Raw genomic sequence first — 20,145 nt, forward strand, 5'->3', positions numbered from 1 at the left:
CTCCCCGCTCAGTCCAGCAGCAGCGCCGGCTCCTCGAGCACGGATGCCACGTCGGCGATGAACCGCGAGATCCCGTCGCCGTCGACCACGCGGTGATCGAACGACCCCGACACGGTGGTCACCCAGCGGGGGCGCACCTCGCCGTCGACGACCCACGGCTTCTGGCGGATCGCGCCCAGGGCGATGATGCCGGCCTCACCCGGGTTGATGATCGGGGTACCGGCATCCACCCCGAAGACGCCGATGTTCGTGATCGTGAAGGTTCCGCCGGTCTGGTCGGCCGGGCTCGTCTTGCCCTCGCGCGCGGTGAGGGTGAGGTTCTCGAGCGCCTTGGCCAGCTCGCGCGTGTTCATCGCCTGCGCGTCTTTGATGTTCGGCACGAGCAGGCCGCGCGGGGTGGCGGCGGCGATGCCGAGGTTGACGTAGTGACGCACGCTGATCTGCGCGCCGTCCTCGGTGTCGACCCAGGCGGCGTTGATCATCGGGGTGCGGCGCAGGGCCCAGATCACGGCGCGCGCCATGATCAGCAGCGGCGAGATCTTCACGTCGGCGAAGTCGGCCGAGGCCTTGAGCCGCTTGACGAACTCCATGGTGCGCGAGGCGTCGACGTCGACCCATACCGAGACGTGCGGGGCGGAGTAGGCGCTCGAGGTCATCGCGTTGGCCGTGGCCTTGCGCACTCCGCGCACCGGGATCGACTCCTCGCGGGCGTCGGCGACCGGCGCCGGGGCAGCGGGGGCGGGCACGGGGATCGTCTCTTCGCGCACTTCGCCCCACGCCGGCGTCTCGATGTTGCGGAAGACGCTGGCCTGGTCGGCGTGCTTCACGACGTCGTCGCGGGTCACCTCACCCGCGGGACCGCTGGGCGTGACGGCCGACAGGTCGACGCCGAGGTCGCGCGCGAGCTTGCGGATCGGGGGCTTGGCGACCACACCGACCGATGCCTTGACCGGACGCTCCGCGGGCGCGCGACGCCGCGACGACACCGCTCCGCCCGTGCCGTAACCCACCAGCACGGCACCGCCGGCGTCGTCGGGCTCGGGCACCGTGGTGGGGGCCGCGGGGGCCGGGGGCGCGGCATCCGCGGAGCCGATGGTGATGATCGGAACGCCCACCTCGACGGTGGCGCCCTCGACGGCGAGGAGTTCTCCGACCGTGCCCGAGAAGGGCGAGGGCAGTTCGACGAGCGACTTGGCGGTCTCGATCTCGACGATCACGTCGTTGACCTCGACGGTGTCGCCGGGGGCGACGCGCCACTGCACGATCTCGGCCTCGGTGAGGCCTTCTCCGACGTCGGGGAGAACGAAGGTCTGCTCGGTCACGGTGTGTCCTTTGCTCGGGAGCCAGCTTGTCACCGGCGACGCCGCAACGGAATGCTCCGGCGGGCGGGAGGGCAGCGGGTCAGTAGGCGAGAGACCGGTCGACGGCCTCGAGGATGCGGTCGGCGTCGGGCAGGTACGTGCCCTCGAGCTTCGCGGGAGGGAACGGCACGTCGAAGCCCGACACCCGCAGCACGGGGGCCTCGAGGGCGAAGAACGCCCGCTCCATGACGGTGGCCGCGATCTCGGAACCGAGCGAGGTGAAACCCGGTGCCTCCTGCGCGTAGACCATGCGTCCGGTGCGGCGCACCGAGTCGAGCAACGGGCCGTAGTCGACCGGCGAGAGCGAACGCAGGTCGATGACCTCGCAGCTCGTGCCCTCGCTCTCGGCGAGCGCAGCGGCCTGCAGCAGGGTCGTGACCATCGCGCCGTGACCGACGAGGGTGACGTCGGTGCCGCGGCGCACGATGCGGCTGGCGTGGAGCGGTAGCGCGGGGGCCTCGATGTCGACCTCGCCCTTCTGCCAGTACTTCGCCTTGGGCTCGAGGAAGATGACGGGGTCGGGCGAGGCGATGGCCTGCTGCATCATCCAGTACGCGTCGTTGGCGTTCGAGGGGCTGACGACCCGCAGGCCCGGGGTGTGCGTGAAGTACGCCTCGGGGCTCTCCTGGTGGTGCTCGACCGCGCCGATGTGTCCGCCGTAGGGGATGCGGATGACGACGGGCATGCGCACGCCGCCCTCGTGGCGGTTCGTGATCTTCGCCAACTGCGAGGTGATCTGGTCGAACGCGGGGAAGACGAAGCCGTCGAACTGGATCTCGAGCACGGGCTTGAACCCGCCCATCGCGAGGCCGATCGCGGTTCCGACGATGCCCGACTCGGCCAGGGGCGAGTCGATGACGCGGCGCGGTCCGAAGTCCTTCTGCAGCCCCTCGGTGACGCGGAAGACGCCGCCGAGCGGCCCGATGTCCTCGCCCATGAGCAGTACGCGGTCGTCGGTTTCGAGCGCGCGGCGCAGGCCCGCGTTCAGGGCCCGGCTGATCGGCAGGTTCTCGGTCACTTCGCGCCCCCGTCCATCGACGTCTCGTAGTCGTCGAGCCAGCGCTGCTCCGACTCGATGAGCGCGTGCGCCTCGGAGTAGACGCTCTCGAACATGTGCACCCGGGGCAGGCCGCCGAGCTCGTTCGTGCGGGTGCGCACGTCGTCGGCGAGCGCCCGGCCCTCGGCATCCGCGTCGTCGAAGAACTGCTGCGAGGCGCCGCGGCCCTCGAGGAAAGCGCGCATGCGGACGATCGGGTCGCGCCGGCCCCACGACTGTTCCTCGTCGGAGGTGCGGTACTTGGTGGGGTCGTCGCTCGTGGTGTGCGCGCCCATGCGGTAGGTCATCGCCTCGATCGCGCGGGGTCCGCCACCGGCCCGGGCCTCGTCGAGGGCGAGCTTCGACACGGCGTAGCTGGCGAGCACGTCGTTGCCGTCGACCTGCAGGCTCGGGATGCCGTACCCCTCGCCGCGCTTGTACAGCGGCGAGCGCGACTGGGTGGCGACGGGCACCGAGATGGCCCACTGGTTGTTCTGCAGGAAGAAGACCTCGGGGGTCTGGAAGCTCGCGGCAAAGACCATCGCCTCGTGCACGTCGCCCTGACTGGAGGCACCGTCGCCGTAGTAGACGATGACGGCCTCGTCGCGCTCGGGGTCGCCGGTGCCGCTCTTGCCGTCGAAGACCAGGCCCATCGCCAGGCCCGTGGCGTGCAGCGTCTGCGCGCCGAGCACGAGCGTGTAGATGTGCGTGTTGCCGTTCTTCGGGTCGGTCGGGTCCCACCCGCCGTGGGTGAGTCCGCGCATGAGGCGGATGATGTCGAGCGGGTCGACGCCGCGGATGCGGGTGACCACGTGCTCGCGGTACGAGGGGAACAGGTGGTCCTGGGCCCGCGCGGCGCGGGCGGAGCCGACCTGCGCGGCCTCTTGACCGAACGAGGGGGGCCACAGGGCGAGCTGCCCTTGACGCTGCAGGTTGGTCGCCTGCACGTCGAAGGCGCGGATCGAGACCATGTCGCGGTAGAACGTCTCGAGTTCGGCGTCGGTCAGCGCGTCGATGAGCGGCAGATAGCGCTCGGCCGCGGGCGTGGGGGCCAGCGAACCGTCGGCGGCGAGAACGCGCACGAGAACGGGGTCATCGAGCGGGGTCATGCTCCCACGCTAATGCTCGCCTTATGCCGAGGACCGCATGAGGTGCACAACGGATGCCGCGATTCGGGGTTCGATACCGACAAACGCCGCACCCGGTCAGCGCGGAGCGACGGAGGCCGCCGCCTCGACGATCCGGTCGAGGGACTCCTCTTCACCGATCGAGATGCGCACGCCGTCGCCCGCGAAGGGACGCACGACCAAGCCCGCCTCTTCGAACGCCGCGGCGACCTCGACCGCCCGCTCCCCCGCGGGGAGCCAGACGAAATTGCCCTGGGCGTCGGGCACCGGCCAGCCCGCCTCGCGCAGACGCGCGACGAGACCGTCGCGGCGCTGGGCGATGACGGTGACGCGCTCGAGCAGTTCCGACTCGGCGCGCAGGCTCGCGAGCGCGGCCTCTTCGGCGGCGGCCGTCACCGACAGGGGAATGGCCGTGCTGCGCGCGGCGTCGAGCACGCGCGTGTGGCCGATGGCGTATCCGACGCGCAGGCCCGCCAGACCGTAGGCCTTGCTGAAGGTGCGCAGCACCACGATGTTGGGGCGGGCGATGATCGCGCGCACGCGGTCGCCCTCGACCGACGCGGGGTCGGTGACGAACTCGGCGTAGGCCTCGTCGAGCACGATGAGCACGTCGGCCGGCACGGAGTCGACGAAGACGGCGAACTCGTCGTGGGTGACGGTGGGGCCCGTCGGGTTGTTCGGGCTGCACACGATGATCAGGCGCGTGCGATCGGTGACCGCGGCGGCCATCGCGGGCAGGTCGTGACGGAAGTCCGCGGTGAGCGGCACCGGCACGCTCGTCGCCCCGGCGACGGCGACCAGAGACGGGTAGGCCTCGAACGAGCGCCACGCGTACACGACCTCGTCGCCGGGACCCGAGGTCGCCAGCAGCAGCTGCGCGAGCAGCGACACGCTGCCGGCGCCGACGTGCACGTCGTCGGGCGAGACGCCGTGGCGTGCGGCGAGACGTTCGCGCAGGCGGGCGGCCGTGGCATCCGGATACCGGTTGATGCCCGTCGCTCCCTGGATCGCCTCGAGCACCCCGGGGAGCGGGTCGAACGGGTTCTCGTTGCTCGACAGCTTGAACGCGTCGGGGCTGGCCTGACGCCCCTGGCGGTACGCCGGCAGCGCGGCGATCTCGGGGCGGATACGGGGCAGAACCGGCTCGTCACTCACCCCGCGAGCCTAACCGCGAGGCCCCCGCGCGCGTCAGTCCCCTCTTTCGACGGCTTCTCCACAGCCCGCGGAGCGGGATCGGTCCCGGGCGCAGCGCCCCGTCCGTGCCAAGGTGGAGGCATGCGCTTCGTCGTTCGCGTGGCCGTCAACGCCTTCGCCATCTGGATCGTCACCCTGCTGCCCGCCCTACAGGTGCGGCTCATTCCGTTCGCGCCGGGCGAGGCCCTGCAGGTCGCCCTCACCGTGCTGGTGGTCGGGCTCATCTTCGCGCTCGTGAACACCCTCATCGGCACGGTGGTGAAGTTCGTCGCGATCCCGCTCTACATCCTCACGCTCGGACTCATTTCGCTCGTCATCAACGGATTCCTGCTGTGGCTGACGGCCGTCATCACCGAGAACTGGGACTGGGGCCTGCGCACCGGCGAGTTCTGGCTCACCGCCGTCGCGGCCCTGCTCATCGGCATCATCAACGCCATCCTCGGTGGGCTGCTGCGCCCGCGCAAAGAAGAGCGCTCACGCCGCTGATGCGCGAAAAGCGCTTCCCCGCCATGATGGGGGGATGACCGCGAGTGCCGACGCGCCCTTCCGCGTCGTGTTCGTGTGCAGCGGCAACATCTGCCGCTCCCCCATGGCCGACGTGGTGTTCCGCCGTCTCGCGGAAATCTCGGGGCTCTCGTCACGCGTGGCCTCGAGCTCGGCCGGTACCGGTGACTGGCACGTGGGCGAGCGCGCCGACCACCGCACCCTCGCGGTCCTCGACCGCCACGGCTACGACGGCTCCTCGCACCGCGCGCGGCAGTTCCAGTACGCCGACTTCGAGCACAACGACCTGGTCGTGGCGCTCGACCGCAGCCACGAGCGCGTGCTGCGCGGCTGGGCGCACGACGACGACGCGGCCGACAAGATCGCGCTGCTGCAGTCGTTCCTCCCCGATGCCGACACCCTCGACGTGCCCGACCCGTACTACGCCGGGGCCCCGATGTTCGACGAGGTGCTCGGTATGATCGAACGCGCAAGCCGAGCCCTGTTCCGACAGCTCGAGCCCGCCATCCGTACCGCGGGCTGACCCGTTCGCGCGATCCCCGGGAGACCCGTGTCCTCTCTGCCTCCGCAGCCCCTCAGCCCCCTCGACGGCCGCTACTTCGCCACCGTCGCAGAACTCGGCGACTACCTGTCGGAGGCGGGCCTGAACCGCGCCCGCGTCGAGGTCGAGGTCGAATGGCTGCTCGCCCTGACCGACCGTTCGCTGTTCGGCACCTCGCCCGTGTCCGACGCCGACCGCACGCGTCTGCGGGCCCTGTACGAGGAGTTCGGCGCCGACGAGATCGCCTGGCTCAAAGAGAAAGAAGCCGTCACCCGCCACGACGTGAAGGCCGTCGAGTACCTCGTGCGCGACCGGCTCGACACCCTCGGGCTGACGGCGCTCGCCGAGCTGACGCACTTCGCGTGCACCAGCGAGGACATCAACTCCACCGCCTACGCCCTCACCGTGCAGCGCGCGGTCGAGCGCGTGTGGCTGCCGAAGCTCCGCTCGGTCACCGCCGCCCTCGCCGAGCTCGCCGTCGAGCACCGCGACGCGGCCATGCTCTCGCGCACCCACGGCCAGCCCGCCACGCCCACCACCATGGGCAAAGAGATCGGCGTCTTCGCGTGGCGCCTCGAGCGCGTCATCCGCCAGCTCGACGCCGGGGAGTACCTCGCCAAGTTCTCGGGCGCCACCGGCACGTGGTCGGCGCACGTCGCCGCCGAGCCCGACGTCGACTGGCCCGAGCTCACGCGCACGTTCATCGAGTCGCTCGGCCTGGGCTTCAACCCGGTCACGACGCAGATCGAATCGCACGACTGGCAGGTCGAGCTGTACGACCGCGCGCGGCACGCGGGGGGCATCCTGCACAACCTCGCCACCGACATCTGGACCTACATCTCGCTCGGCTACTTCACGCAGATCCCGGTTGCCGGCGCCACGGGGTCGTCGACCATGCCGCACAAGATCAACCCGATCCGCTTCGAGAACGCCGAGGCGAACCTCGAGATCGCCGGCGGACTGTTCGGCACCCTGGCATCCACCCTCGTCACCAGCCGCCTGCAGCGCGACCTCACCGACTCGACCACCCAGCGCAACATCGGGGTCGCCTTCGGCCACTCACTGCTCGCGCTCGACAACCTGCAGCGCGGGCTCACCGAGATCTCGCTCGCCGAGAAGGTGCTGCTGGCCGACCTCGACGTGAACTGGGAGGTACTCGCCGAGGCCATCCAGACCGTGGTGCGCGCCGAGATCGCCGCGGGTCGCTCGCGCATCACCGACCCCTACGCCCTGCTCAAAGACCTCACGCGCGGTCGCCGCGTGGGCGGCGCCGAGTTGGCGGAGTTCGTGCGCGGCCTCGACATCGGAGACGCCGCGAAGGAGCGCCTGCTCGCGCTCACGCCCGCCGCGTACGCGGGGCTGGCGTCGAAGGTGGTCGACGCGCTCTAAGGCGTCGCGGGCGCTCCGCGGGCGCGTCTCGCGATCGAGCGGCGCGGGCGCTCCGTTGCTTTTCGCGCTGCGCGGGCGCGTCTGTTGCTGAGCGTCGATCACGCCCGCACGGTGTCTCGCGGCATCCGGGTGCGGTCGATGCTTGAGCCCCCGCGATCACCCCCGCCCCGCGGCACCGGTCGCGCCCCGCGCGCCCTGGGACAATGGATGCCATGCGCGCGATGATCATGGATGCCCTGGCCGAGCCGCTCGAGGTGCGCGAGGTCGAGGCCCCGACCGCCCCGGCGGGCGGCGTCGTGGTCGAGGTGCACGCGACCGGCCTGTGCAAGAGCGACTGGCACGCCTGGGTCGGCCACGACGACGTGTCGCTGCCGCACGTTCCCGGTCATGAGCTGGCCGGTCTGATCGTCGAGGTGGGCGATGGCGTCCAGCGCTGGAGCGTCGGCGACCGCGTGACCGTGCCGTTCGTGATGGGCTGCGGCGCGTGCGAGTGGTGCCTCGGCGGCCACGCGCAGGTGTGCCCCGACCAGCAGCAGCCCGGCTTCACGCAGTGGGGATCGTTCGCGGAGCGGGTGGTGCTGCGCGCGGCCGACACCAACGTCGTGCGCATCCCCGACGACGTCTCCTTCGAGGCGGCCGCGGCCCTCGGCTGCCGCTTCGCCACGGCGTACCGCGCCCTCACCGGCCGCGCGCGCGTGACGGCCGGGGAGTGGATCACCGTGGTCGGCGCGGGCGGGGTGGGACTCAGCGCGGTGATGATCGGCGTCGCCCTCGGCGCGCGCGTGATCGCCGTCGACCGCACTCCCGCCGCCCTCGACGCGGCGCGGCGCCTCGGCGCGGAGCACGCCCTCGTCGCCGACGGCTCCGACATCGCCGCGGCGGTGCACGAGCTCACCGGCGGAGGAAGCCACGTCTCGGTCGACGCGGTCGGCAGCGCGCAGACGGCCCGTGACGCGGTGCTGAGCCTGCGGCGCCGCGGACGCCACGTGCAGATCGGCCTGCTGCCCACGGCCGACGGCATGACGTCGATGCCGATGGCCCGCGTGATCGCGTGGGAACTCGACCTGCTCGGCAGCCACGGCATGGCCGCGGTCGACTACCCTGAGATGCTCTCGCTCATCGAGAGCGGCGCCCTGCGCCCGCACGACCTCATCGAGCGCGTCATCGGCCTCGGCGAAGCCGCGACGCTGCTGCCGGGCATGGACTCCGCGTCACCGGCGGGCATGACGATGATCGACCCGCGTCGGGCCTGAGCGCGGGGGCGGCACGCGCCCAGCGTCACGGTCGGTACGCGCCGAGGTCGGTGCGGGGCAGAAGCCGACGCACGGCTGGCGCGCTCCGGGGGCGGAATCCGGCCGGGATCGGTGCTCGGCGGAGGAGATGTGGCCGAGGGAGTACCGATTTCGGCGCTGAGTCCTCCACTCGTCCCAGGCCCTCCGCCCGTCACCGCGCGGGCGCGATGCGGTAGACGTCAGGCCTTCGGGGCGGCGGTGTCGCCGTCGGGTCCGTCTGCGGCGCTCCGGGTCGGTCGCTTCGCGTCCGTGGGGTCGGTGGTCGCCGCCGGGTTCGGTGCCGCAGGGGCCGCCGCCGCGCCGGTGGGAGCGGCATCCTGATCATCCGTCGGCAGCAGCAGCGGACGGTCGATGGTCGCGGTGACCTTCGAGGGGTCGACCATGAGCAGCATCAGCGCCACGCTTACGAGCGTGACGATGAACGTCGCTCCCGCGGCCACCGCCGCCACGACGAGGGCGCGCTGGATCTCTTCGGCGGGCCGGGTCTGGAAGAACCCCATCGACATGAGCGTGACGAAGCCTGCAAACAGAGCGGCGACGAAGGCGAGGCCCAGAAGCTGAACGGGCTTCATCAGGTCGCGGCGGGTGGGCTTGTCGGTCATGACGCGGCCTCTTCCGAAGGTAGGGCCGGAGCGGCCTCGGGGCGGCGGGGTGAGAAGCCCGCGATGGCCAGGAACACGGCGACGACCGCCGCGTATCCGCCGAAGAGTCCCACGGCGATGGTGATTCCGGTGAGGGTGAACGAGCCCGCCCCGGCGATGCTGTAGTCGAGCGTGTACTGCTGGAACGGCAGCAGCAGTGCGGCGCCGAGAACCAGGCTCAGGATGCCGATGAGCACCCCGTCGCGCACACCGTCGGTGCGGCCGGCGCGGCGATCGCGCCGTGCCCCCAGCAGTTCGATGAGCCCGGTGAGCAGAGCCCACGCGATGATGACGCCGAAGAAGAAGCCCGTGGTGCGCCACGCGGGAACGCTGCTCGCCAGGCCCGCGAGGATCGAGACGACCGCGAGCAGTACGGGAGTCGCGCGCTCGGCGCGGGGGAAGACGAGCCAGGCCGACAGGGCGAAGACGAGGCCCGTGGCGAGCGCGAATCCGCTGAACACGCCGAGCCCGAGGGGCGCCGAGTGATCCGGGGAGAACGTCACCATGACGGCGGCGAGCGCCGCGAAAAGGGCGCGCGCGAGTTGCACGTGGCGCAGGTCGAACGAGCGCACGGAGGAAGGAGTGGTCACGGAGAGTCCCGGAGAGGCGGAGTCGATGGCATCCAGTCTATTCCTCGGCACCTGTGCGGACCTCGGGGCCGCTCGACGTCGAGACGCCCGGGGCCCTGGGTTGCGTTGACGGTCGACGCCGACGGGAGCCTCGTCTCGGCGCGGTCTTCGAGCGCTATGAGGCGACCGAGCCCGGGAATCGTCCTCGCGGCCGACCCGGATACCTCCCCCGACGGACGACCCACCCGCCCCCTCTCGCTGGAATGGAGGCATGACTTCCTCCCCCGTCCTCACCGCCACCGGCCTCGTCAAGCGCTACGGAGAGCTGCGCGCCCTCGACGACGTGTCGCTGACCATCCGCGGCGGCGAGTCCGTCGCCGTCATGGGCGCTTCGGGCTCGGGCAAGACGACGCTGCTGCACTGCCTCGCGGCCGTGATCGCCCCCGACTCCGGCTCCGTCGTACTCAGCGCCCCCGGCGTCGAAGCCCGCGAACTCGTCGGACTCGGCGAGGGCGAGCGCGCCCGCGTGCGCCGCGAGTCGCTGGGCTTCGTCTTCCAGCAGCACCTGCTGCTTCCCGAGCTCACCGCCGTCGAGAACGCCGCCCTGCCGCTGCTGTTGAAGGGCGTGCGCCGACCGGATGCCGAACGCCACGCCGCCGGCTGGCTCGCCGCCCTGGGACTCGCCGGAATGGAGGACCGCCGCATCGGCCAGCTCTCGGGCGGCCAAGCGCAGCGCGTGGCGATCGCCCGCGCCCAGGTCACGGGTGCCCCGGTGGTCTTCGCCGACGAGCCCACCGGCGCCCTCGACTCGACGACCTCGGCCGAGGTGCTGACCGCGCTGCTGCACGCGACGACCGGGCAGGGGCGCACGCTCGTGATGGTCACGCACGACGCCGACGTGGCCCGCCGCTGCTCGCGGATCGTGCAGGTACGCGACGGGCGCATCGTCGCGGACTCGGCGGCGGATGCCACGGCGTCGGGCGCCGGTTCCGCCACCGCGACGCTTCCGGGTGCCGCATCGCTCTCGACGGGTCTCGACCGATGAGCGCCGTCGTCCCCCTCACCCGCCTGCTGTCGCGTCCCGCCCGGCAGGGTCGCGCGGCGATCGCCCTGCCCGTCGTGGCGTTTGCCGTCACCACCGCGTTGCTGCTGGTGGTCGCCGGGGGCGCCCGCATGTTCCTCGTCGACCCGCGCACGGCGGACGAGGGCGGCTTCTACGGCATCCTGGCCGTGCTCGCCCTGGTGCTGCTGGCCGTCCCCCTCGTCACGCTGGGAGCCGCGGCCGCGCGCCTGACCAGCCGCCGGCGCAACGACCGCCTCGCGACCCTGCGACTGCTCGGCGCGAGCGGACGTGAGCTGTGGTCGCTGACGGTGCTCGAGGCGACGGTCATCGCCGCGGCCGGAGCCGTCGCCGGTGTCGTCCTCTACGGTGCGCTTCTGCCGCTGGTGGGTCTGCTGCCGTTCTTCGGCGGGCCCGTGGGCATCGCCGCCGTCGCCGTCGACCCGCTGCTCGGCGCCGCCGTGCTCGCCGCGGTCGTGCTGATCGGCGCGGTGAGCGCGGCGGCGAGCCTGCGCCGCGTGACCGTGACCCCGTTGGGGGTGCGCACCCGCAGCGAGGCCCCGCCGAAGAAGACTGCGGCGTTCGTGACCGGCGGCATCCTGATCGCGGGCGTCGTGGCGCTGGTGTCGAACTTCAGCGTCGTGGGCGAGCTGGTCGGTCCCGCCGTGAGCGTCGCCGTGCTGCTCGCCCTGTTCGCGGGAGCGCTGGGTCTGCTCAACCTCATCGGCGCCCCGATCATCGCCGCCCGCGGGCGCGCGATGGCCCGCCGCGCCCGCACCGCCGCCCAGCTCGTCGCGGGCCGCGAGCTCGCCGCGCACGCCGGCCCCGCGTGGCGCCGGGTGTCGGGCATGGCCCTCGTGTCGTTCATCGCCGTCGTCGCGGGCTCCGGTCTGGCGATCGCCGACGTCGCGTCCGAGGCCGGGCCCCTCATGGCCGACATCCGCACCGGGGTGCTCGTCACCCTCGGCATCGCCTTCGTGCTGCTCGCCTGCGCGGTCGGCGTCACCCAGGCGGCGTCGGTGCTCGAGGAGCGCGAGCTGATCGTGGGGCTCGACCGCCTCGGCATCCCCGATGCCGAACTCCGCCGCGCCCGCCGCCTGACGGTGATGGTGCCGCTGCGCTGGGCCGCCGTCGGAGGCGCGGCCCTCGGCCTGATGCTCGCCGCGCCCGTCGTCGGGATCAGCCTGCTCGTCGCCCCGCTCGCGGTGCTGACGATCGTGCTCACGTTCGCCGCCGGGTTTGCCCTGGTCGCCGCCGCCCTGGCGTCGACGCGGCCGATCGTGAACGGGATCCGCCGCAGCGCGGCGTGACGGGGACGGGGGCAGGAGCGGGGCCGCGGCCGTGGCGGCGCAGTGGCGGGGCTGCGGAGGCGCGGCTGCGGGGGCGCGCGGGTGGGGCTGCGGCGGCGTGGGTCGTGAGCGAATCGGCGCGAGCGGCTCCCTCGCACCTCGCCCACACGCCGTCGAGTGTCCAAGACACTCCGCACCCACCCCACGCGCAGCGGCATGTCCTGGACACTCGACGATCCTTCCCGCGCCCGGGTGAGTGCTACCGTGCCGGAGTGATCCCGGATGCCACTCCCCCGCGCCGTATCCACGTCTCGGCCGCGGTCATCACCGACGCCGAAGGCCGCTTGCTGGTCGTGCGCAAGGCCGGCACGACCGCGTTCATGCAGCCCGGCGGCAAGCCCGACCCCGGTGAGACGCCAGCCGAGACGCTCGCCCGCGAGCTGGCTGAAGAGATCGGCGTGCGCGTCTCGCCCGACACGCTCGAGCCGCTCGGATCCTTCACCGCGAGCGCCGCGAACGAGCCGGGCTTCGAGGTCGTGGCCGAGGTGTTCCGCGTCGACATCGGCGACCAGCAGCCGATCCCGGATGCCGAGATCGCCGAACTCCGCTGGGTCACCGCCGCAACGGCATCCGGGCTCGAGATCGCCCCCCTCGCCCGCGAGTTCTTCCTGCCCGCCTGAGCGCCCGCGGGCGGTCCGACCGCCGTTCAGTGTCCAAGACACGCCGCAAAGCCCGCCACCCGCACGGCGTGTTCCGGACACTCAACACTGGGCGGGACGCGGCAGCGACCGAGCGACGCCCAGCGCGGCGCCGCGGCGAACCGCACCGACGTGACGGCTCACCAACGCACCGCCGCCGACCGCCACACCCCGCGCGCGGTCCAACCGCCGTTGAGTGTCCAAGGCGCGCCGCAAAGCACCCCGCTCGCACGGCGTGTCCTGGACACTCAACACCGGGGCACGGCGCGGCAGCGCGGCGCACCAACAACGCGCGCGACGCGACAGCGTCACACCCCCGCGGGCGGTCCAACCACCATTCAGCGTCCAAGACACGCCGCAAAGCCCCCCGGCCGCACGGCGTGTTCCGGACACTCAACACCCGGGCGCGCGGCGCGCGACCCGCCAGCGCGGCGTGTCACGGACACTCAACCGCGCGGCACGCGACCCGCGGCCGACCTCACCACGAGCTCTTGCGGTAGTCCTTCAAGAAGATGCCGAAGAGGTCTTCGCCGGCCTCGCCGCGCACGATCGGGTCGTACACGCGGGCGGCGCCGTCGACGAGGTCGAGCGGGGCGTGGAAGCCCTCCTCGGCGAGTCGCACCTTGGTGAAGTGCGGGCGCTCGTCGGTGATCCAGCCGGTGTCGACAGCCGTCATGAGGATGCGGTCGCTCTCGAACATCTCGCGCGCGCTCGTGCGGGTGAGCATGTTCAGCGCGGCCTTGGCCATGTTGGTGTGCGGGTGGCCGGGGCCCTTGTATCCGCGGCCGAACACGCCCTCCATCGCCGAGACGTTGACGATGTACTTGCGCTCGGCGGTCGAGGCGGCCATGGCCGGGCGCAGGCGGCTGACGAGCAGGAACGGCGCGGTCATGTTGGCCAGCTGCACCTCGAGCATCTCGAGCGGCTCGACCTGGTCGACGTGCTGCGTCCAGCTGTTGATGCGGTCCTCGTCGGGCACGAGGCCGCCCGCGTCGATCGCGGTGCCCGCGGCCAGACGGTCGAGCGACGAGGAGCCCGCAGCCATCGCCTCGGCGGTGAGCTCGTCGGCGGTGCGGGCGGCGGCCGCGAGGATCGGATGCGACGACACCGACTGCGCGAGCGCGAGCGGGTGGGCGTCGTTGGTGTGGCCGAAGGTGAGCAACTCGGGCAGCGGGCCGTCGGGAAGCGGTGCCAATTCGGCATCCACCAGGGGTTTGTATGCCCCCGGCGAGCGCCGCACGGTTTGCGCGGCGTTGTTGATGAGGATGTCGAGCGGGCCCGCGGATGCCACGGACTCGGCGAGTCCGATCACCTGGGCGGGGTCGCGCAGGTCGATGCCGACGACCTTGAGCCGGTGGATCCAGTCGGCGCTGTCGGGCAGCGACGAAAAGCGCCGCACCGCATCGCGCGGGAAGCGCGTGGTGATGGTGGTGTGCGCGCCGTCGCGCAGCAGGCGCAGCGCGATGTACATGCCGATCTTGGCGCGACCGCCGGTGAGCAGCGCGCGCTTTCCGGTGAGGTCGGTGCGGGCGTCGCGCTTGGCATGGCTCATGGCCGCGCAGTCGGGGCAGAGCTGGTGGTAGAACGCGTCGACGAGGGTGTAGTCCTCTTTGCAGATGTAACAGGCGCGCGCCTTGATCAGCTCGCCCGCGAACGGTGTGGTCGCGCGGGTCGCCAGCGGAATGCCGCGGGTCTCGTCGTCGATGCGGTCGGCGGCCCCCGTCGCGGTGGCGGCCACGACCGCGCGGTCGGCGTCGGCGATGCGCTGCCGCTTCTCACGGCGCGACTGGCGCTTGACGTCTTTGTAGAGCTTTCCGGTCTGGCGGCGCAGGGCGATGTATGCGGGGTCTTCGGGGTCGAGCGATGCGGCGGCGTCGATGACGCGCAGCGCGATCTCGAGCTCGGTCGGATCGATGGATGCCGCGGCCCCGGCATCGAGGGCCGAGTCGGTCGCCACGTCGCGCGGCACGTCGCGCGGCACGTCGTGAGGGGCGTCGAGATCGGGGTTCGGGGGCGTTTCGGGCACAGGGAAGTGTACCGAGGCGTTGCTGAACGGCGAATGGGCCGGACGCGGCGGCGGCTCGGACCGGCCTGTTCCGGACGCCGCGCCCGTTCCGGTGACGCGGCTAGGGCTTCCCGCCGTCGATCCACCGCGTGTGCGCCTTCAGCGCGGCGAGCACGGCGAGGCGCACCACCACGTACAGCGCTGCGCCGACCACCACGAGACCGAGGCCCCAGGTGAGCAACAGGATGAGCAGGTGGGCACCGCCGACGGCCGAGAACATCCGGCGATGCTACCGGCGGGCGTCGGTCGTCGCCAGCGTCGCGGTCGAGCGAGCCGTCGCGCGTGCCCGATCGCGGCGCAGCAGCCACCGCTGCGCGGGGACCTCGACCGCTTTGTGCAGCACCCAGGCGATCGCCAGGGCGATGCCGAACGCGGCGAGCGCGAGCAGGACCGCGCGCCGCCACGGCAGCTGCGGATGCCCGTCGGGCCAGGCCGACGACACCGACGCGATCACGAGCAGGTGCACCAGGTAGAACGCGAACGAGACACGGCCGAGCTCCTGCCAGAGCGGCCGGGCCAGGAACGTCGAGTTCGACCGGGCGTCGGCGTCCGCGAGCGAGGCGACGAGCAGGGCGAAGAAGCCCACCGTCGCGGCGAGGCCGGGGTGCACGTCGGTGCCGGGAAGGGTCGGGGCCTCGGACAGCGCGTATCCGGCGAGGGCGAGCGGCACCGCGAGCGCGAGGCGCACCGGACGCCAGTCACTGTTCTTCATCAGCAGCGCCAGACTCACGCCGATGACGAACTCGGGCATGCGCAGCAGCGGTGTCGATGCGGCCGACAGGGGCACCGGCGACACCGCGGCGATCTGGGGCATGAGGGCCACGAGAACAAGGGATGCCACGACCACCACCACCAGGGTGCGGTTCGACGCGCGCACGAGGGGGCGGATCAGGAACGGGAAGCTCAGGTAGAAGAACGCCTCGCACACCAGCGACCAGCTCGCGGGGTTGCCCGCCTGCCACCAGTCGGGCACCCAGCCGTTGACGAGGAGGACGTTGGCGACGACGGGCGCCGCGCCGTCGGCGCGGATCTCGGGCACCAGTGTCGCCGCGGCGACCAGCGCGAGCCCGACGCCGACGAGGTGCAGGGGATAGACGCGGGCGAAACGGTGCCACCAGAACGACCGCGCCGACTGCTGCGGCTTGTAGCCCCACGCCAGCACGAAGCCCGAGAGGATGAAGAACAGCGTCACCCCGGTCTTGCCGGCCTCGAACAGCACGCCCCACACGACCCCGGCGTTCCCGCCGAAGTACTCGACCGCCATGATGTGGTGGCCGAAGATCAGCATCGCGGTCGCCCAGCGCAGCCCCGTGAGCGACGGCAGGTTGCGCACGTGCGAGAGGGGGCCGGGGGCGGCCTCGGCCGCGGAGCGCTGCACGGTCGGCGCGGAGGCGGTCATCGTGCTGATGGTCATCGCCTCCGTCTCGTGTTCGGGCGCGACCCCGTGCTCGTCGACGACGCCAGAGGAGTCGACCTGAGCACGTGCAGTCGCGCAGACCGGATGAGACGGTACTCCTCCGCGTTGAGGAGATGCCTGAAAAGGTCGGGGCTTGACGGGGGGCCCCTCCCTTCCTCCCCTCCCTCGCACGCAGTACCCATCCGATTCGCGCACTCCTCCGAACACTGATCGGCGGCCTGTCGCTCCTATGGCCGCGCACTCGCACCGGAGGACACATGCTCGAGACGACCACGCCTGCGCTGGCGAGCCTGGACGCGTTCGCCAACGTGACCGACCTGCTCGCGCTTCGAGCGGCCGAAGCCCCGGAGCACGTCGCGTTCGAGGTGCCCACCGACGACGCCTCGTCGTGGCGCCCGGTGACGACCGCCGCGTTCCTCGACGACGTGCGCACTCTCGCCAAGGGAATGATGGGCGCCGGCCTCGCCGCGGGCGACACGGTCGCCATCATGGCTCCGACACGCTACGAGTGGGCCGTCGCCGATCTCGCGACCTGGTTCGCCGGCGGCGTCGTCGTTCCGGTCTACGACTCCTCGTCGGCCTCGCAAGTCGATGCGATCGTGCGCGATGCCGGCGTGCGCCTGGCCGTCGCCGGGTCGCGCGCGCACGCCGACCTGCTGCACGCGGCGCTCGCGCAGGCGGAGACCGACGCGCTCGGCACCTGGGCGATGCGGGGAGTCGATGGCATCCCCTCCCTCGACGACCTCCTAGTGCTCGGTGCGCACGTCTCCGACGCCGAGCTCGAGAGCCGGCGCACGCTCGCGGGGCACGACGACCCCGCGACGATCGTCTACACCTCGGGCACGACGGGCGAGCCGAAAGGCGCCGTGCTCACGCACGCGAACTTCCTCGGGCAGGTGCTCAACATCGCCGCGGCCTACCGCGAGGTGGTCACCCCGACGGGCAACACGATCATCTTCCTTCCGCTCGCGCACGTACTCGCCCGCGGCCTGCAGTTGATCTGCATCGCCAGCGGCATGCGCATCGCTCACCTCTCCGACCCGGCGAAGGTCGTGCCCGCCCTGGCGGTGCTGCGCCCGACGTTCCTCGTCGTGGTGCCGCGCGTGCTGCAGAAGATCCAGGCCGCCGCCGCCGACAAGGCGGCCGCGAAGGGTCTGGACCGGGTCTGGGCGCGCGCCGTGTCGACGGCCGTCGCCCGCGGACGCTTCGCCGAGAAGCAGGATGCCGGCCATCGCCGCCGCGTTCCCCTCGGCCTCCGCGTGCGCGCCGCCGTCTTCGACGCGCTCTTCTACTCGCGGCTGCGCGCGGTGATGGGCGGACGAGTCGGCTACATCCTGTCGGGCGGGGCGACCCTCGACGGCATCCTGTCGCTGTTCTTCCGCGGGATCGGGGTTCCGGTCATCGAGGGCTACGGGCTCACCGAGACCACCGCGCCGCTGACCGGCAACCTGCCCGGCCGCATCGTCTCGGGCACGGTCGGGCTTCCGCTGCCCGGCTCGACGGTGCGCATCAGTGCCGAGGGCGAGGTGCTGGCTCGCGGGGTGGGCGTGTTCGCCGGGTACCGCGACCCCCGCCACGACGCCGAGGCCTTCGTCGACGGCTTCTTCCGCACGGGAGACCTGGGCCGCATCGACGACGGAGGGCGCCTGATCCTCGAAGGCCGCCTGAAAGACGTCATCGTCACCTCGAACGGCAAGACCGTGGTCCCCGCCCGCTGGGAGGGCGCCGTCGAGGCGAGTCCGCTCGTGCAGCACGCCGTGATGGTCGGTGAGGGCAAGCCCTACCTCTCGGCCCTGCTCATCCTCGACCCCGAGCAGTCCGCCGCGTGGGCCGCTGCGAACGGCGAGGTGCTCGAGCCCGGCTCACCGGGAGAGCTGCGCGCGATCGACGAGCCGCTCCTGTGCGCGCACCTGCAGTCCACCGTCGACGCCGCCAACGCCCTCGTCGCGCGCAGCGAGCAGGTGCGCCGGTTCACCCTCGTGCTCGCCGACCTCGACGACCGCGAGCTCGTCACCCCCACGCTCAAGATCAAGCGCCGCGAGGTGCTGCATCGCGCCGCCGACACGATCGACACCCTGTACCGAGGAGCCGCATCATGACCGCACCCGTTCCCCCCACCACCAGCGGGTCCGCCGACACGCAGAACCGCACGGCCATCGTCGCCGTCGTCGTGGCCCTCGCCATCGGCGCCGGGGTCGCCGTCGCCGGCAGCCATCGCGGCGCGCAGGTCGGTGGCATCCCGGTGTTCGCGCTCGCGGTCGCCGCCGCCTTCGTCATCCAGTTCCTCGTCTTCGTGCCCTCGGCGCTCCGCCGCACCGAGCGGTTCTTCGACCTCACCGGCAGCCTGACGTTCATCTCGGTGTCGGTCGCACTGGCGTTCCTCGCGCCCGCGCAGGATGCCCGCGGGTGGATCCTCGCCGCCATGGTGGTGCTGTGGGCCGCGCGCCTGGGGTCATTCCTCTTCGCGCGCGTGCACCGCTCGGGCTCCGACGGACGGTTCGACGAGATCAAGACGAAGCCGCTGCGCTTCTTCCAGGTGTGGTGCATCCAGGGCCTGTGGGTCGCTCTCACCGCCTCGGCCGCGTGGATCGCGATGAGCGCGGATGCCACCGACCGGGCGCCCCTCGACGGTTTCGCCGCGGCGGGCATCGTGGTCTGGCTGCTCGGAATGGTGCTCGAGGTGGTCGCCGACCTGCAGAAGCAGGCGTTCCGCGCCGACCCGGCGAACAAGGGCGAGTTCATCCGCACGGGTCTGTGGTCGCGTTCGCGCCACCCCAACTACTTCGGCGAGATCCTCGTGTGGGTCGGCGTCTTCCTCGTCGCGGTGCCGGTGCTGCAGGGGTGGCAGTGGATCGCGGTCCTCTCGCCGCTCTTCGTCATCCTTCTGCTCACCCGGGTCAGCGGCATCCCGTTGCTCGAGAAGCGCGCCGACGAGCGCTGGGGCGAGCGCGCCGACTACCGCGCGTACCGCGACAGCACGCCCGTGCTGATCCCTTCGCTCACCGCGCCGTCGACAAAGGCGGCGCGGCGGTAAGTCCTGGAGGCGTCACCCCTGCGCGGGGAGCGCCCGCTGCGCGACCACCCGCCGCGCTTCGACGACGGCCTCGGCGAACTCGGTGTCGGGGTCGTCCATGACGATCGCCGTGGCCCGCGCGTGGGCGCTCACGACGTCGTAGGGCGACGCGGCCGCGCGCTCGACGGCCGCCTCGGCCCGGAATCCGATGGCGGCGAACGCGCGGCTGAGGCTGCGCTGTGTGTCGTGGTCGCCGCGCCCGAACTGGGTCGACAGTTCGTCGGCGAGGCTCTCGTGCTCGCCGTCGGGAACGAGCCCGGATGCCGTTCGCCACGCCGCCCGCGCCACCTCGGGGTGCCGATCGCGCAGCACCGCCGGGGTGATCGCCGTGAACGCCGCGGGGTCGCCGATCTTCGACAGGGTGTGCAGCGCCTGGCTGCGCGCCTGGGGGACCTCGGATGCCACTTCGGGAAGCAGCGCCGGCACGGTGCGGGCCGGGTCGTGCCGCGTGAGCGCCCAGGTCAGCATGTCGCGCACGAAGAAGTCGGGCTCGACAGCGCACCGCGCCACCAGCTCGGCGACGTAGCTGTCGTCGGGCCGCGTTCCCGCGGCGAGCGCGGCCTGCAGTCGCGCGGACGCATCGGAGTGTTCGAGGGCGGCGCGGAGGCGGTCAGCGGGGGTTTCGTCGGTCATGGTGCCTCCCAGCGTTTCACGCGGCGGGGCCGTAGGGGTCGTGAGGCTTCACCGGTTGCGGCGCGGGGAGCCGTGACCAGCGGAGGGCACGGGACCACGGGAGGACGCCTCAACGGCATCCGCCCTCCGCTCGCCCCTCGCCCTCCGCCCAACACGTCACCCGCGCGGCCACCACCGGGCCGCCCGCGGAAACCGTGACCAGCGGAGGGCACGGGACCACGGGAGGGCGCCTCAGCGGCATCCACCCTCCGCTCAT

General features: G+C 72.2%; 19 protein-coding genes. 9 read left to right on the forward strand and 10 right to left on the reverse strand.

Annotated features, from left to right (window positions below):
* Positions 1 to 8: 8 nt before the first annotated feature.
* The 4 genes from IFU19_RS02165 to IFU19_RS02180 form a co-directional block, all read right to left on the reverse strand.
* Positions 9 to 1,322 carry a 2-oxo acid dehydrogenase subunit E2 gene (locus tag IFU19_RS02165; protein ID WP_191916046.1) on the reverse strand — a complete coding sequence of 438 codons (1,314 nt, stop codon included), beginning with the start codon at positions 1,320 to 1,322 and terminating at the stop codon, positions 9 to 11.
* A gap of 79 nt (positions 1,323 to 1,401) precedes the next feature.
* A complete protein-coding gene (locus IFU19_RS02170) occupies positions 1,402 to 2,379 on the reverse strand; it encodes an alpha-ketoacid dehydrogenase subunit beta (protein ID WP_342343362.1) in 978 nt (325 codons plus the stop codon).
* Positions 2,376 to 3,506, reverse strand: a complete 1,131-nt coding sequence (locus tag IFU19_RS02175; protein ID WP_192012803.1) for a thiamine pyrophosphate-dependent enzyme — start codon at positions 3,504 to 3,506, stop codon at positions 2,376 to 2,378. The genes IFU19_RS02170 and IFU19_RS02175 overlap by 4 nt, the downstream gene beginning before the upstream one ends.
* A gap of 96 nt (positions 3,507 to 3,602) precedes the next feature.
* Complete coding sequence (locus IFU19_RS02180; protein WP_055832469.1) at positions 3,603 to 4,679, reverse strand: histidinol-phosphate transaminase; 1,077 nt, start codon at positions 4,677 to 4,679, stop codon at positions 3,603 to 3,605.
* A 120-nt stretch (positions 4,680 to 4,799) separates the two neighbouring features.
* Here IFU19_RS02180 and IFU19_RS02185 point away from each other — a divergent pair, with 120 nt between their 5' ends.
* The 4 genes from IFU19_RS02185 (at position 4,800) to IFU19_RS02200 (ending at position 8,405) form a co-directional block, all read left to right on the forward strand.
* Positions 4,800 to 5,204 (forward strand): phage holin family protein, encoded by a 405-nt coding sequence (locus IFU19_RS02185; protein WP_055832467.1) that lies wholly within the window; start codon positions 4,800 to 4,802, stop codon positions 5,202 to 5,204.
* Positions 5,205 to 5,238: 34 nt separating this feature from the next.
* Positions 5,239 to 5,745 carry a low molecular weight protein-tyrosine-phosphatase gene (locus tag IFU19_RS02190; protein ID WP_055935022.1) on the forward strand — a complete coding sequence of 169 codons (507 nt, stop codon included), beginning with the start codon at positions 5,239 to 5,241 and terminating at the stop codon, positions 5,743 to 5,745.
* 27 nt (positions 5,746 to 5,772) lie between these two features.
* Positions 5,773 to 7,152 carry an adenylosuccinate lyase gene (gene purB / locus IFU19_RS02195; protein ID WP_070408966.1) on the forward strand — a complete coding sequence of 460 codons (1,380 nt, stop codon included), beginning with the start codon at positions 5,773 to 5,775 and terminating at the stop codon, positions 7,150 to 7,152.
* 212 nt (positions 7,153 to 7,364) lie between these two features.
* On the forward strand, positions 7,365 to 8,405 hold the full coding sequence (locus IFU19_RS02200; protein ID WP_192012804.1) for a zinc-dependent alcohol dehydrogenase family protein: 1,041 nt from the start codon (positions 7,365 to 7,367) through the stop codon (positions 8,403 to 8,405).
* A gap of 218 nt (positions 8,406 to 8,623) precedes the next feature.
* Here IFU19_RS02200 and IFU19_RS02205 read toward each other — a convergent pair whose 3' ends face one another.
* Both IFU19_RS02205 and IFU19_RS02210 read right to left on the reverse strand, forming a co-directional pair.
* A complete protein-coding gene (locus IFU19_RS02205; protein ID WP_249405303.1) occupies positions 8,624 to 9,046 on the reverse strand; it encodes an amino acid transporter in 423 nt (140 codons plus the stop codon).
* Positions 9,043 to 9,675, reverse strand: coding sequence for an acyl-CoA synthetase (locus IFU19_RS02210; RefSeq protein WP_192012805.1), 633 nt, complete (start codon positions 9,673 to 9,675; stop codon positions 9,043 to 9,045). The genes IFU19_RS02205 and IFU19_RS02210 overlap by 4 nt, the downstream gene beginning before the upstream one ends.
* Before the next feature lie 250 nt (positions 9,676 to 9,925).
* Between IFU19_RS02210 and IFU19_RS02215 the strand changes: the two genes are divergently transcribed.
* The 3 genes from IFU19_RS02215 (at position 9,926) to IFU19_RS02225 (ending at position 12,683) form a co-directional block, all read left to right on the forward strand.
* A complete protein-coding gene (locus IFU19_RS02215; protein WP_192012806.1) occupies positions 9,926 to 10,699 on the forward strand; it encodes an ABC transporter ATP-binding protein in 774 nt (257 codons plus the stop codon).
* Positions 10,696 to 12,024 (forward strand): FtsX-like permease family protein, encoded by a 1,329-nt coding sequence (locus IFU19_RS02220; protein ID WP_192012807.1) that lies wholly within the window; start codon positions 10,696 to 10,698, stop codon positions 12,022 to 12,024. Before IFU19_RS02215 ends, IFU19_RS02220 begins: the two co-directional genes overlap by 4 nt.
* Before the next feature lie 251 nt (positions 12,025 to 12,275).
* Positions 12,276 to 12,683 carry an NUDIX hydrolase gene (locus IFU19_RS02225; protein WP_055832454.1) on the forward strand — a complete coding sequence of 136 codons (408 nt, stop codon included), beginning with the start codon at positions 12,276 to 12,278 and terminating at the stop codon, positions 12,681 to 12,683.
* Between the two features lie 496 nt (positions 12,684 to 13,179).
* Here the strand turns inward: IFU19_RS02225 and IFU19_RS02230 are convergent, their stop codons facing one another.
* From IFU19_RS02230 to IFU19_RS02240, 3 genes are all read right to left on the reverse strand, one after another.
* A complete protein-coding gene (locus tag IFU19_RS02230; RefSeq protein WP_374754285.1) occupies positions 13,180 to 14,670 on the reverse strand; it encodes an SDR family NAD(P)-dependent oxidoreductase in 1,491 nt (496 codons plus the stop codon).
* 157 nt (positions 14,671 to 14,827) lie between these two features.
* A complete protein-coding gene (locus IFU19_RS02235) occupies positions 14,828 to 14,986 on the reverse strand; it encodes a hypothetical protein (protein ID WP_156458665.1) in 159 nt (52 codons plus the stop codon).
* A 9-nt stretch (positions 14,987 to 14,995) separates the two neighbouring features.
* Positions 14,996 to 16,180, reverse strand: coding sequence for an acyltransferase family protein (locus tag IFU19_RS02240; protein ID WP_191916040.1), 1,185 nt, complete (start codon positions 16,178 to 16,180; stop codon positions 14,996 to 14,998).
* 260 nt (positions 16,181 to 16,440) lie between these two features.
* On the opposite strand from IFU19_RS02240, the gene IFU19_RS02245 reads away from it, so the two are divergent.
* Together IFU19_RS02245 and IFU19_RS02250 are read left to right on the forward strand one after the other, a co-directional pair.
* A complete protein-coding gene (locus IFU19_RS02245; RefSeq protein WP_192012808.1) occupies positions 16,441 to 18,282 on the forward strand; it encodes an AMP-dependent synthetase/ligase in 1,842 nt (613 codons plus the stop codon).
* The gene (locus tag IFU19_RS02250; RefSeq protein WP_192012809.1) at positions 18,279 to 19,217 is read left to right on the forward strand and encodes a DUF1295 domain-containing protein; all 939 of its coding nucleotides are present in this window, start codon (positions 18,279 to 18,281) and stop codon (positions 19,215 to 19,217) included. Before IFU19_RS02245 ends, IFU19_RS02250 begins: the two co-directional genes overlap by 4 nt.
* Positions 19,218 to 19,229: 12 nt before the next feature.
* Here IFU19_RS02250 and IFU19_RS02255 read toward each other — a convergent pair whose 3' ends face one another.
* The gene (locus IFU19_RS02255; RefSeq protein WP_192012810.1) at positions 19,230 to 19,889 is read right to left on the reverse strand and encodes a HEAT repeat domain-containing protein; all 660 of its coding nucleotides are present in this window, start codon (positions 19,887 to 19,889) and stop codon (positions 19,230 to 19,232) included.
* Positions 19,890 to 20,145: the final 256 nt, after the last annotated feature.

The sequence above is a fragment of the Microbacterium sp. CFBP 8794 genome (genome assembly GCF_014841235.1).
GTDB lineage: Bacteria > Actinomycetota > Actinomycetes > Actinomycetales > Microbacteriaceae > Microbacterium.